Annotated in this window: 12 protein-coding genes; 9 read left to right on the top strand and 3 right to left on the bottom strand. The window is 71.0% G+C overall.

Annotated features, from left to right (window positions below; translation table 11 throughout):
• The first annotated feature begins 6 nt into the window (after window positions 1-6).
• A complete protein-coding gene (locus KXC42_RS16485; RefSeq protein WP_064853126.1) occupies window positions 7-1,314 on the top strand; it encodes a HAMP domain-containing sensor histidine kinase in 1,308 nt (435 codons plus the stop codon).
• Window positions 1,315-1,326: 12 nt separating this feature from the next.
• Here KXC42_RS16485 and KXC42_RS16480 read toward each other — a convergent pair whose 3' ends face one another.
• Window positions 1,327-1,860 carry a GtrA family protein gene (locus KXC42_RS16480; RefSeq protein WP_024101520.1) on the bottom strand — a complete coding sequence of 178 codons (534 nt, stop codon included), beginning with the start codon at window positions 1,858-1,860 and terminating at the stop codon, window positions 1,327-1,329.
• 156 nt (window positions 1,861-2,016) lie between these two features.
• Here KXC42_RS16480 and KXC42_RS16475 point away from each other — a divergent pair, with 156 nt between their 5' ends.
• The 7 genes from KXC42_RS16475 to KXC42_RS16445 all read left to right on the top strand — a co-directional run bounded on the left by KXC42_RS16475 (window position 2,017) and on the right by KXC42_RS16445 (window position 9,676).
• Window positions 2,017-3,291: a 5-(carboxyamino)imidazole ribonucleotide synthase gene (locus KXC42_RS16475; RefSeq protein ID WP_033097087.1), complete on the top strand. Its 1,275-nt coding sequence runs from the start codon at window positions 2,017-2,019 to the stop codon at window positions 3,289-3,291.
• Window positions 3,284-3,796 (top strand): 5-(carboxyamino)imidazole ribonucleotide mutase, encoded by a 513-nt coding sequence (gene purE / locus KXC42_RS16470; protein WP_019288515.1) that lies wholly within the window; start codon window positions 3,284-3,286, stop codon window positions 3,794-3,796. The genes KXC42_RS16475 and purE overlap by 8 nt, the downstream gene beginning before the upstream one ends.
• Window positions 3,797-3,808: 12 nt before the next feature.
• Complete coding sequence (locus tag KXC42_RS16465) at window positions 3,809-4,999, top strand: sensor histidine kinase (protein ID WP_219129288.1); 1,191 nt, start codon at window positions 3,809-3,811, stop codon at window positions 4,997-4,999.
• Window position 5,000: 1 nt separating this feature from the next.
• Window positions 5,001-5,729: a response regulator transcription factor gene (locus KXC42_RS16460; RefSeq protein ID WP_019288513.1), complete on the top strand. Its 729-nt coding sequence runs from the start codon at window positions 5,001-5,003 to the stop codon at window positions 5,727-5,729.
• 112 nt (window positions 5,730-5,841) lie between these two features.
• Complete coding sequence (locus KXC42_RS16455) at window positions 5,842-6,627, top strand: ABC transporter ATP-binding protein (protein WP_019288512.1); 786 nt, start codon at window positions 5,842-5,844, stop codon at window positions 6,625-6,627.
• Complete coding sequence (locus KXC42_RS16450) at window positions 6,624-9,068, top strand: FtsX-like permease family protein (RefSeq protein WP_219129287.1); 2,445 nt, start codon at window positions 6,624-6,626, stop codon at window positions 9,066-9,068. Before KXC42_RS16455 ends, KXC42_RS16450 begins: the two co-directional genes overlap by 4 nt.
• 194 nt (window positions 9,069-9,262) lie before the next feature.
• A complete protein-coding gene (locus KXC42_RS16445; RefSeq protein WP_230826279.1) occupies window positions 9,263-9,676 on the top strand; it encodes a hypothetical protein in 414 nt (137 codons plus the stop codon).
• Here the strand turns inward: KXC42_RS16445 and KXC42_RS16440 are convergent.
• Together KXC42_RS16440 and KXC42_RS16435 are read right to left on the bottom strand one after the other, a co-directional pair.
• Window positions 9,654-10,364, bottom strand: a complete 711-nt coding sequence (locus KXC42_RS16440) for a TIGR03089 family protein (RefSeq protein WP_006550195.1) — start codon at window positions 10,362-10,364, stop codon at window positions 9,654-9,656. The two genes, KXC42_RS16445 and KXC42_RS16440, sit on opposite strands and share 23 nt — an antisense overlap.
• A 51-nt stretch (window positions 10,365-10,415) precedes the next feature.
• Window positions 10,416-11,909, bottom strand: a complete 1,494-nt coding sequence (locus KXC42_RS16435) for an LCP family protein (RefSeq protein ID WP_006550196.1) — start codon at window positions 11,907-11,909, stop codon at window positions 10,416-10,418.
• Between the two features lie 296 nt (window positions 11,910-12,205).
• On the opposite strand from KXC42_RS16435, the gene rfbD reads away from it, so the two are divergent.
• On the top strand, window positions 12,206-13,075 hold the full coding sequence (rfbD, locus tag KXC42_RS16430) for a dTDP-4-dehydrorhamnose reductase (RefSeq protein ID WP_219129286.1): 870 nt from the start codon (window positions 12,206-12,208) through the stop codon (window positions 13,073-13,075).
• Window positions 13,076-13,121: the final 46 nt, after the last annotated feature.

Below are 13,121 nucleotides of genomic sequence, written 5' to 3'. Positions count from 1 at the left end.
TCCGGCGTGCGCAGCCGCATCCTCAACGCCGTCCTGGCGACCGTGCTGCTCGTCGCGCTGTTGCTCGGCATTCCGCTGGCCTACACGGCGTTCCTGTTCGTCGAGGACACCGCCCGCCGCGACCTGCAGAACCGGCTCGAACGCATGGCCGACGAGATCATCGCCCAGGAGGGCACCGACGGATTCGTCGTCGGTGGTCTCGACACGAGTTCCCTGCGTCTGCTCGTCCCCACCGACGGGCGGGCTGTCGTGGTCTACCCGACACCCGAGAACGTCGCGGCGCGGCTGGACATCGGCACGCCGGTGCTCGGGGCGTCGATCGTCGAGTCGTTGTCGATGGGGACGTCCGGCTCGCTGCTCATCGAGGTGCCCTCGGAGAGCATGCGAACTCTGCAGCAGCAGGTGCTCGCCGCGGTGAGCCTGCTGGTGCTGCTGTCCGTCGCGGCCGGGGCGCTGGTCGCGGTGGCGACCGCCCGAAGACTCGCCGACCCGCTGCGCGACGTGGCGAACCGGGCGGCCCGTCTCGCCGAGGGCGACTTCCGCCCGGTGGTCCGGCGGCACGGTATCCCCGAACTCGATCGCGTCTCCGACGTGCTGGATTCGGCCGCCGTCGAGATTTCGCACCGCCTGCAGCGCGAGCACGCGCTCGTCGGCGACGTCTCGCATCAGCTCCGCTCCCGGATGACCGCGATCCGGCTGCGGCTCGACGAGTTGTCCACCCACGAGGATCCTGCCGTGGTGGAGGAGGCCGAGGCGGCCATGGCACAGGTGGACCGGCTGACCACCGCGATCGACGGTCTCGTGCGCCAGTCCCGCGACAGCAGTGCCGACCAGCGCACCGACGTCTCGGTGGTCGGCGAACTCACCGGTGTCGTCGCCGACTGGCGCGGTCCCTACGAGGAGGCGGGACGGGAGCTGGTGTTGCGCGGCGATCCGTCGTTGCGGGCGGCGGTGACCGGTTCGCGGTTGCGTGAGGCGGTGGCGGTGCTGGTCGACAACGCGCTCGTGCACGGAGGAGGCACGTGCACGGTCTCGGTGCGGCAGGTCGCGACCCGCGGCGACGTCACGGTGTGTGTCGAGGTGGCCGACGAGGGAGAGGGTGTCAGCGACGAGGTCGCGCCGTACGTCTTCGACCGCGGCTTCTCCGGGGGCGGGTCGACCGGGGTGGGACTGGCGCTCGCACGTGCCCTCGCGGAGGCCGACGGCGGTCGACTCGAACTGCAGCGACGCCGGCCGGCACTGTTTGCGCTGTTCCTCGGCGCGCCCCGCGATCGGGACACCTGTACGCCGACCGGCACGCGCGAACCCCGCTAGACCTTCTTCCCGTCAGGAGCGGTCGAGCTGCTCGCTGGGCTCGCCCAGGGGAGCGTCCGGGACCATCTCCTCCGGAAAGACGAACTTCTTGAAGCAGTAGAAGCGGAAGATCATCTGCAGCAGGTTGCCGATGATGTACGCGCTGACGAAGTCGGCGATGTTCTCCGTCGCGAGGCTCACCTCGGGTACGCGCAGGTCGAAGACGTAACTCGAGATCCATAGCGGGATGAACGAGAGCACGACGCCGATACCGCTGACGAAGAAGAACAGGAACGCCTCGTGGGCGCGCTCGCGACCGCCGCGATTACGGAAAGACCATTCGCGGTTGAGGATGTACGAGCAGATCACCGCGACGACACCGGCGATGATCTTGGCGGTCACCGGCTTCTCGGACAGAACTGTGAGCTTGAGCGTGTAGAAGATCGCCGAGTCGATCACGAAGGTGGTGCCGCCGACGATGGCGAATTTGATCAATTCGCGATGCCGGAGCAACAGCCCCCGGAAAGGCTGGGGAACTCTGCTCAACGCTTCATCGACGATTGTCACTTGGAGAAGTGTACGAAACGAAGAGGTGAATTTCCGAAACCCGACCGCACATGTCGGCATTCCCACACCGCTGGGCGGGCCGGTGGAAGGTCCCTCGACGCTCGGCGGGGGAGCAGCGGAACGACGTCACGACATGCTGTGACACCATGGACAGCCGTGACAGGCAGACCTGAATCGTCCCCCAGATCCGATACGCCCCGCACCCTGACGACGGGCATGCCGGTCGTCACGATGATCGGTGGTGGACAGCTCGCGCGGATGACCCATCAGGCGGCGATCGCGCTCGGCCAGACGCTCCGCGTCCTCGCCGGGAGCGCCGACGAACCCGCCGCGCAGGTCAGCCCGAATGTGGTGCTCGGCAGCCATGACGACCTCGACGCCCTCCGCCGCGCCGCGACCGGCGCGCACGCGCTGACCTTCGATCACGAGGGTGTCCCGACCGAACATCTCGAGGTCCTGCAGCGCGAAGGCGTCGCGGTGCTGCCGCCCCCGCAGGCCCTGATCTACGCCCAGGACAAGATCGCGATGCGCAAGCGGCTCGGTGAGCTCGGCGCACCGATGCCGAAGTTCGCGGAGATCACCTCCGTCGAGGATGCCCGCGCCGCCCTCGACGCGCTCGGCGATCCGTACGTGCTCAAGGCCGCACGCGGTGGCTACGACGGCCGTGGCGTGTGGATTCTCGACGACCACGCCGAACTCGAGCGGGTCGTCGCCGACCAGCTCGCTGCCGGTGTCCCGCTCCTCGCCGAGGAGAAGGTCGAGTGGACGCGCGAGCTGTCGGCGATGGTCGCGCGGTCCCCGTTCGGCCAGGGCGCGTCGTGGCCGGTCGTCGAGACCGTCCAGCGCGACGGCCAGTGCGCCGTCGTCATCGCACCCGCCCCGAACCTGCCCGAGGACGTCGCCACCGCCGCCGAGCAGCTCGCGCTGCGCATCGCCGGTGAGCTCGGCGTCGTCGGTGTCATGGCGGTCGAGCTGTTCGAGACGCGCTCCGGTGAGCTGATCGTCAACGAACTGGCGATGCGTCCGCACAACTCCGGTCACTGGGGCATGGACGGTGCCCGCACCGGCCAGTTCGAACAGCACCTGCGCGCCGTGCTCGACTACCCGCTCGGCGACACGAGCCCGATCGCGCCGGTGACGGTGATGGCGAACGTGCTCGGCGCGCCCGAGGCGCCGGCGATGAGCATGGACGAGCGACTGCACCACCTGTTCGCCCGGATGCCCGACGTGCACGTGCACCTCTACGGCAAGGGTGAGCGCAAGGACCGCAAGATCGGCCACGTCAACGTGCTCGGCGCGCCGTCCGGGTCGATCGACGATCCCGAGTACGTCGCCGCCGTGCGCGAACGCGCGGAACGCGCGGCGCACTGGCTCTCGCACGCGGTGTGGACCGACGGTTGGAACGAACACACGGGAGAAATCGGTGAGTGACGTGGCACAGGGTGCACAGGTCGGCCTGATCATGGGCAGCGACTCGGACTGGCCGACCATGCAGGCCGCGGCCGAGGCGCTGGTCGAGTTCGGGATCCGCTTCGAGGTGGGTGTCGTCTCGGCGCACCGCACGCCGCAGCGGATGCTCGACTACGCCAAGGACGCCGCCGGCCGCGGGATCAAGGTCATCATCGCGGGCGCCGGCGGCGCCGCCCACCTACCCGGCATGGTCGCCTCGGCGACCCCGCTGCCGGTGATCGGCGTTCCGGTGCCGCTGAAGTACCTCGACGGTATGGACTCGCTCCTGTCGATCGTGCAGATGCCCGCCGGTGTCCCCGTCGCCACCGTCTCGATCGGCGGCGCCCGCAACGCGGGTCTGCTCGCCGCGCGCATCCTCGGTGCCTCCGATCCGGCGCTGCGCGAGCAGATGGAGAAGTTCCAGGCGGGTCTCGAGCAGATGGTGCTCGAGAAGGACGAGGCGCTGCGGCAGAAGCTGCTCGGCTGACGGAGCGTCGCCGTGCAGACGACCCCGCTGCTCGAACGCTGGAACCGGTGGGCCCGCGGGCACACCGGAGTGATCGACGGGGCGTTGGCCGCGGTGCTCGCCCTGTTCGGGGTCGCCCTGCATGTGGCGGACGCGCGATCGGTGGCGGGTCTGTTCGTCACCCTCGCGCTCACGCTGCCGCTGGCCTGGCGCAGGACCCGCCCGGTGGTGGCGGGTTCGCTCGTCGCGCTCGCCGCCTACGCGCACCTGCTCGTCCTGCCGGAGGTCCTGCCGATCGCGGCGATCGCGGTACCGATCGCGGTGTACGCGCTCGCCGCCTACGCTCCGCGGTGGGCCGCCAACACCGCGCTGCCCGTCGCGGTGGTTGGGGGCGCACTCGCCGGAGTGCTCTATTTCGGCTACGACGGCCGCACCGCGCTCGAAGCGTTCGTGACGGCCACCTTCGTCGCGGTCTTCCTCGCTGGTGTGTGGGCGTTCGGCCGGGTCCGCGGGTTGCGTTTGCGCGAGATGGATTCGCTCACCGAGCGCAACCGGTTGCTCGAACTCGAACGCCTCAAGGAGGCCGAACTGGCCGCCACCCAGGAGCGCACCCGCATCGCCCGGGAGATGCACGACATCGTCGCGCACTCGCTCACGGCGATCATCGCGCAGGCCGACGGTGGTCGCTACGCCGCCGCGACGAACCCGGAGGCGGCCGCAGGGGCGTTGACCACCATCGCCGAGACCGGGCGTCGCGCGTTGACCGACATGCGCGGGTTGCTGTCGGTGCTCCGTGAGGACACGCCGCGCGAGTTCACCACCACACCAGGCGTCGGCGACGTGCCGGCGCTCGTCGAGCAGATGCGCACGAGCGGGGTCGAGGTCGAGTTCTCGGTCGACGGGCAGAGCCGCGAGGTGCCCGAGGGACTGGGGCTGTCGGTTTACCGGATCGTGCAGGAATCGCTCACCAATGTCCTCAAGCACGCGGGTCCCCGCGCCCGCACCCACGTCCGTCTCGACTGGCGGCCCGACACGCTCGTCGTCGAGATCGTCGACGACGGCAGGGGAGCGGCGGCGCTCGTCGAGGCCCGCCCGGGTGGGCAGGGGCTGACCGGTATCGAGGAGCGGGCCCGGCTGCACGGCGGTCGCGCGGCGGCCGGTCCGAGAGACGGTGGCGGCTACCGGGTCCGTGCCGAACTGCCCGCACCGGCGGTCTCCCCCTAGGGTGGCGTCCGTGACCGAACCCGCCCGCGACACCCGATCCGACACGACCATCCGTATCGGGCTCGTCGACGACCAGCAACTCGTGCGCGCCGGTTTCCGCATGGTGCTCGAATCGCAGCCGGACATCGAGGTCGTCGTCGAGGCGTCCGACGGCGAGGCCGCCGTCGCCGAACTCGAACGGGTCCGCGCCGACGTCGTGCTGATGGACGTGCAGATGCCGCGGGTCGACGGGATCTCGGCGACGCGGTCGTTGCTGCGCTCGGCCGACGCGCCGAAGGTCGTGGTGCTCACAACCTTCGACAACGACGACTACATCGTCCAGGCGATCGCCGCCGGTGCGAGCGGCTTCCTGCTCAAGGACGCGCCGCCCGAGGACCTGCTGGCCGCGGTACGGACGGTGCACCGCGGTGACGCCGTGATGGCCCCGCGCGCCACCCGCTCACTGCTGCACCATGTCTCGCCGTTGCTCGACGGTGCGGAGCGGCGCGCGGTGCCGGTCGCGGTGCCCGAGGATCTGACTCCACGCGAACTCGAGGTGCTCGTCGCGATGGCACACGGCCTGACCAACGGGGAGATCGCCGAGCGGTTCGTGCTCTCCGAGACGACCGTCAAGACCCACGTGGGCCGGGTGCTGGCGAAGACGGGATCGCGCGACCGCGTGCAGGCGGTGCTGTTCGCCTTCCGCGCCGGTCTCGTGCATCCCGACGATCTGCTCGGCTCGGAGGAGTAGGACCGTGGTGCCATCCCGGAGACGACCGGTCCTCCCGGGGTAGGACACCGGGGCGGCGAAGATCGACTCGCGGGTCGATGTGCGTGCGCCGCATCGTTTCTAGCGTCGAAGCATGACTTCGATCAGCTCTTTCGTACCGGCATGTTCGGCTCAGGGGGTCGCCCGCGTCTACGGGCGCGGCGACGCCGAGGTGCGTGCCCTCGACGGGGTGTCCGTCGCCTTCGCGCGGGGACGCTTCACCGCGATCATGGGACCGTCCGGATCCGGCAAGTCGACACTCATGCACACCCTCGCCGGTCTCGACGGTGTCGATTCCGGGCGCGTGATCCTCCACGGCGACGGCCGCCGCGCCGACGTCGAGATCAGCACCGCCCCCGATGCGGTGCTCACCGAACTGCGCCGCGACCGCATCGGATTCGTCTTCCAAGCGTTCAATCTGCTGCCCGTGCTCACCGCCCGCGACAACATCCTGCTGCCGATGCGGCTGGCCGGCTCGCGCCCGACGCCCGAGTGGTTCGACGAGGTGACCGGCCGGCTCGGTCTGACCGACCGGCTCGACCACCTTCCCCACGAGATGTCCGGCGGTCAGCAGCAACGCGTCGCCGTCGCGCGGGCGCTCCTGCCGCAGCCCGACGTGATCTTCGCCGACGAACCCACCGGAAACCTCGACTCGCAGTCCGGCGGGGAGGTGCTCTCGATGCTCCGGTCGAGCGTGCGGGAGACCGGTCAGACCGTGGTGATGGTGACGCACGATCCGGTCGCGGCCTCCTACTCCGATCGGGTGGTGCTGCTCGCCGACGGCCGGCTCGCCGGTGAGATCGCGCAACCCACAGCGGATTCGGTGATCGATGCGATGCGCGACCTGCGCACCTCCCGAACGGTGGTGCCGGTCCGATGAGGCATCTCGTCCTGGCCCAGGCCCGCGCCCATCGGGGGCGGTACGTCGCGTCCGTGCTGGCGGTCTTCGTCGCGGTCGCGTTCGTCGTCACCACCCTCGTGCTCGGCGACACGGTGAGTGCGTCGGTCTCGAAATCCATGGCGGCCCGGTATGAGGGGGTCGCGGCAGTCGCTCTTCCCGCCGACTCCACCGTCGCACCCGACGAGGTGCTCACGCTGGTCGCCACGACACCGGGCGTCGAGGCGGCGGCGCTCGACGTCAGCGGTCCCGTCCGGCTGATCGGAGCCGACGGGTCGTCCTCGAACGGCACCGCGACGAGCATCGCACCCGAGGGCGCCCTGCGGTGGCAGCAGCTCGGGGACGGACGCTGGCCGTCGAACCCGGGTGAGGTCGCCGTCGGCTCGTCGTCCGGCCGGGCGATCGGTGACGAGATCACCGTCGCCGGCCCGACGGGTTCCGTCCCCCCGACCACCGTGGAGGTCGTCGGTGTCGTCGATCTCGACGGATCACCGCTCGCCCTGAGCCCGGGATCGGTCTTCGGCGACGCCGCGCAGGTGCGGTCGTGGTCCGGGGACACGACGGACTGGGAGGTCCGTGCAGTCGGTGACGCCGACGCCGTGCGAGCGGCACTCGCGCCGGTGTCGGGCGTCGACGTCGTGCCGGGTGCCGATCGCGCCACGGCGGTCGCCGACCACTACGTCGGGGACGTCGCCCTGCTGCGCAACGTCCTGTTGTGCTTCGCGGCGATCTCGGTGGTCGTGGCCGGCCTGGTCATCGCCAACACCTTCTCCGTCCTGCTCGCCGCGCGCACCCGCGAACTGGCCCTGATGCGCTGCGTGGGCGTGACGTCCACCCAGGTCCGCCGCAGTGTCCGCGGCGAGGCGTTCGTCGTCGGCCTCGTCGCGGCCGTCCTCGGCGTGCTCGGCGGGTCCGGACTCGCCGCGGCCGTGGTGTCCGCGGCGCGGGCCGTGGACGCCCCGATCCCGCTCACGTCGGTCTCGGTGACGGCCACCACGGTGATCGCGGGTCTGATCGTGGGAACGGGCATGACGGTGGTCGCCGCGAACGGTGCCGCGCGGGCGGCGACCCGCGTGCGGGCGCTCGCGGCTCTGCAGCCCCTCGAGACCCGCCCCGAACCGGTGCGCGATTCGTGGGTGCGCCGCATCTGTGCCGCGCTGGCGATCGTCGGGGGCACGGCCCTGCTCGGTCTCGGGGTCGTCATGGTGAACGTGCTCGTCGCGTGCCCGGGTGGACTGCTGCTGTTCGTCGGTGTGGTGCTCGCCTCCCGCCGTCTCGTGCCCGCCGCGGTCGGTGCGGTGGGGGACGTGCTCGCCCGTGCCGGTGGCCCGCTCGCGGTGCTCGCCGCCGGCAACGCCCGGCGCAATCCGCGCCGCACCGCGTCGACGGCCACCGCGCTGTTCATCGGCGTGACGTTGACCTCGACCCTCGTCGTGGGGATCGGCACGCTCGAGGCCGGGGCGCCGGACGTGATCGACGAGCAGTTCCCCGTCGACATGGCCGTGACCGCGCCCGAACGCGACGGGCTCGCACCGGAGGTGACCGAGCGGCTGACGGCGGTCGACCGGGTGAGCAGCGGCGCCGAACTCGCGGCGGTCGACCTCACGATCGGCGGCACGGAGGCGTCGGTCCTCGGCGTCGATCCCGCGGCGATGGCCTCGACCGTCCGGACCGACGTGCGCCTGCCCGAGGCCGGGACGATCGTGCTCGAACGCTCTCTGGCGAGGTCGGTGGGCGTGGACGACGGAGCCGTCATCACCGTCGGCGGCCCGGTGGGCACCCGCGAGCTGACCGTCGCCACGACCGAGCCGGGGATGCCCGACATGATCGAGTGGAGCGACCTGACCGCCGTCGCCGGCCCCGTCACGGCGGACACCGTGTGGCTGAAACTCGATCGAGGAATGTCGGACGAGGACCTCGTCGCCGTTTCCGACGACCTGTCTCGGGTCGCCGCGGCCGAGGTTCCGGGCAGCGAGGTGGTCGGTGCGGTGCAGATGCGGCAGATGCTCGAGAAGATCCTCGACACGATGCTGCTGATCGTCGGGGGGCTGCTGTCCGTGGCCGTGGTGATCGCCCTGATCGGCGTGGGCAACACGATGGCGTTGTCCGTGCTTGAGCGGCGACGGGAGACCGCGATGCTGCGCTCGGTGGGTCTCTCGCGGGCCGGTGTGCGGAGTCTGCTCGTGCGGGAGGCGTCGATTATAGCCGGCGTGGCGTCGCTGCTCGGCGTGGTGCTCGGCCTGCTGCTCGGGGCGGCCGGCACGGCCTCGGTAATCGGCCCGGGCCACATCGCACCAGGTTCGGTGCCGTGGTGGCAGCTCGCGGCGATCGTCCTGGTGGGCGGTGTGGCGGGCGTCGTCGCCTCGCTCGTCCCCGCCCAGCGCGCGAGCCGGGTGTCGCCGGTCGCGGCGATGGCGGGGTGACGGTCGGTCCTCCGCCCGACGGTACTCCCGGTCGACCGGAACGCGCCCGAGTCCTTCCGCGGCTCGGGGGCGTTCGTCGTCGAATCGGCGGTTCGAGACGACCGGCCGAGAACTAGGCCGACGAAGTCGGCAGAGAATCAGGCCGACGAAGTCGGCAGAGGATCGGACCGATCGAGTCGGCGTAGGCTCGAGCCGTGTCGGGACGGGACCGGAAGCGTGCCAGGGCGATACGGGTGTCGCGCGGGGTCCCGTCGGTGCGGTTCGTCACCGCGCTCGCGACGGTGTGGGGCAGGGCCTGGGGCGGCTCGGTGTCCTTCGACGACGAGTTCGGCTTGTTCGTCTGCAGCGGTATGCGCGGTGGCTTCGCGCGCGGCGGCACCACCGTCGGCGGTGTCTTCCTCACCCGTAGGCCACCGACGCGGGCGCTGCTGCGCCACGAATCCGTGCACGCGGACCAGTGGGCCCGTTACGGCATCGGCTTCGCGGTGCGTTATCTGTGGGAGGAACTCCGCAACCCGGGGTCCCGCAACAGGTTCGAGATCGAGGCGGGACTCGCCGATGGCGGCTACCGCGCGGCGCGCGGGATCACCCGTCCAGACGAACCGTGATCTTCTCGCTCGCGACGCGGCGTTCGGTGGCCTCCGGGTCGGGATTGCTCACCTGTACCAGCGACGCCCGGGCCGCGAGCACCGCGAGCAGTCCGGCGACGAGAGCGTCGGGCTGCGACCAGGACCGGGACGACAACACGCGGTCGCCGCTGCCGATACCCGCCGCCGACGCCGACTCCGTGGCGGCAGCGAGCACGTCCGACTGCGAACGTCCGGCGAGCACCGCGTCGCCCGCACCGGAGGATCGGAACTGGTCGCCGTGCATCCGCACGTCCGTCGCATAGTCCGTGATCCCTGGCGGCAGGTCGCGCACGGGGGCACCGAAGGCGTCGAGCGACAACGCCGCGACCTCGGCAACCGTGTCGACCTCGTCCAACCGGTCGGGGGTGACGAGAGCGAGATCGGCATCCGGGTCGGCGTCGAGGACGACCTCGGCCCCTGCCCACCACACGCCCAGCAGGACCGCGGCGCTCTGCCAGTGGGCGGGAAGCAGCACCGCCACCCGACCTCCCGGAAGGACTCCGAACTGGTCGCGAATCATATTGGCCGTCTTGGCAGCCCAGTTGGCGAGGGTGAGCGCCGACAGTTCGATCCGCGCGCCGGTCGCGTCGTCGTACCAGGTGATCCGCGGACCCGCCGGATCTTCGGCGAGGATCGGGTCGAGCAGTGCGTCGGTCAGGGTGGTCACGATGTCCTTCTTCTCGGATTCTGTTCGCGCGACTGTCGGTTCACACAGGTGTCAGTTCACGCAGCGCGGGCCGTCGGAGCCCGCATCGATGGGCGGTGCGGCGGGAGCCGGGGTGGCGGTGCCACCGGCCGGGCTCACGCCGATGTCGGAGGCGGATGCGGCGGTGGACGAACCGGAGTACGACGACGAGCCGGGGCCGGTGTAGTCGCCGGCGAGCACGACCCGCACGGTGCCGGCCGGGAGCGAGGGATCGGACTCGGTGGCGAGACCACCGAGCGCCGCGGCCACCGCGCGGGTCTCGTCGGAGTCCTCGTCGGCACCGAAGACCGTCGACGTGCCCACACCGGAACCGGTGTAGTTGCCCACCTCGCCCTCGACGTAGCCCTCCTCGGACAGAGCCGTGGAGACCTGGGAGGCCAGGCCGGACACGGATCCGGCGTTCGCGACGTCGACCGTAACGGTCGACGCGTCGATGTCGGGAGCGGGCACCGGGGTCGAGGTGGTCTCGCTGCCGTCCGGTTCGCGGCCGATCAACTCGGCGACGAAGGAGCGCACCTCGTCCGGATCGACCTGCACGACCGACTCGCCGTAGTCGGTCATCGCGTTGATGTCCTGCACCGGGATCGTCGAGAAGGTCACGTCGCCACCGGCGAGGCCCTGCAGCTGGGTCGCCAGCGCCATGATGTCCCAATCGGAGTCGAGCACCACCGAGCGCTGCACTGCGGCGGTCAGCTGACTCACCTTCGACGGGTTGGACAACGTCTTGGCGCTGAGCACCTTCTGTGCCAGCGACGCCATGAACACCTGCTGCCGCACGATCCGGTCGAGATCGCCGCGCGGCAGGTCGTGACGCTGGCGGACGAAGCTCAGTGCGTCCGAGCCCTGCAGGGTCTGCTCACCGGCATCGAAACGGGCACCCGACAGCGGCTCGTCGACCGGTGCGTTCAGGCACACCTCGACACCGCCGACGGCGTCGGTGAGCAGCACGAAGCCGAGGAGTCCGACCTCGGCGTAGTGGTCCACCGTCACACCCGTCAGGTCGGCGACCGACTCGATGAGCGCCTCCCGGCCTGCCTGGGTCGATTCCTTCTCGAGTTCGGCCTCGGTCGCGTCGGCGTCCGCTTCGACGAGCTCGGCGCGCCGGTTCGCCTTCGTGGCGCCGTAGGCCGCGTTGATCTTCGACATCCCGATCTCGGGCACCTCGACGTAGGTGTCGCGGGGGATCGACATCGCAGTGGCCGACCGGCCGTCGTTCGGCACGCGGATCAGGATGATCGTGTCGGTGTTGTTCGCTACTTCTTCGCCGGCGCGCAACGCGTCGAGCTCGCGCTGGGAGAGAGGATTGCCGTGCGCGTCGGTGCGGCTGTCCGTGCCCACCAGCAGGATGTCGACGGCGCCGTCCTCGCCGTCGCCGAGGGCCAGGCCGCGGACCGAGGCCAGCGACGACTGCAGCGCGTCGACGCTGCGCCACGCCGCACCGGTGACGACCAGCACGAGGCACGCCGCGATCGCGACGGCGATCTGCCACGGCCTTCCGCTGTACACCCGTGCCTCCGCCGGTGCTCCGGGGCTGCGTGAGGGCGGCTCGCGACGCGCGGAACGCCGGGACTGCCGGGGACCGGGATCCGACCCGTACCTGCCGTCGGCAGCTGTCGGATCGCCCGCGCGGGTGCGACGTCCCGTGGGGGCGGGACGTCGGCCGGTGCGGCGACGCGGCTCTGGCGGCACCTGGTACTCCTCCTGTGGGTGGTACGGGGTCTGTGGATGTAGCTCTCGGTTGAAGGCTACTGGTGGGGACGCTCGCCCGGCGCGCACCACTCCGGCGTGCCAGACTTCTCCGAGTGCGTAGCGTTCTCGTCACCGGAGCCCGTGGCCAGCTCGGCCGTCATCTCGTGAACCGCGGCACCGCGGCGGGGATACCGATCCGCGGTGTCGGATCGTCCGAGGTGGACATCACCGATCCGCAGGCCGTGGCCGCCGCGGTCGAACCGGGATCCGTCGTGATCAACGCCGCCGCGTACACCGCCGTCGACGCGGCCGAGACCGACGAGGACCGGGCCGCTGTGGTGAACGGCACGGGCCCGGGCGTGTTGGCCGCCGTCTGTGCCGACAAAGGTGCCCGTCTCGTCCATGTCTCCACCGACTACGTCTTCGCCGGCGACGCGACCGAGCCCTACTGCGTGGACGCGCCGACCGGCCCGCGCACGGCCTACGGCCGCACCAAACTCGCCGGTGAACGGGCGGTGCTGGAGGTGCTGCCCACCGCGCACGTCGTGCGCACCGCCTGGGTGTACACCGGCGACGGCAACGACTTCGTCGCGACCATGCGGCGACTCGAGGGCGAGCGGGAGACCCTGCCCGTCGTCGACGACCAACGCGGTTGCCCCACCTACGCGCGCGACCTGGCCGACGGACTGATCGAACTCGCCGAGCACGGTGACCGGATCCCCGGTGGGATTCTGCATGCCACGAACGCCGGAGAAGCGACGTGGTTCGACCTCGCCCGGGCGGTCTTCGAGGAGATCGGCGCCGACCCGGAGCGGGTGCAGCCCTGTGGCAGCGACGAGTTCGTCCGCCCCGCGCCGCGGCCGGCCTATTCGGTGCTCGACGACAGTGCCTGGATCGGTGCCGGCCTGACGCGCTTCCGTCCGTGGCGGGAGGCACTGCACGAGGCGATCGCCGGTAGCGGAACCGTGCCGCCCGCGCGATGACGTGTGAGGAAACGGCCCGTGAGGTGTCGCACACCGTCGAGGTCGC

It is taken from the genome of Rhodococcus sp. LW-XY12, from assembly GCF_019317345.1.
GTDB classification, from domain to species: domain Bacteria; phylum Actinomycetota; class Actinomycetes; order Mycobacteriales; family Mycobacteriaceae; genus Rhodococcus; species Rhodococcus pyridinivorans.
Note: the sequence above shows the minus strand (reverse complement) of the source record. Positions and strands in the feature narration are given on the sequence as shown.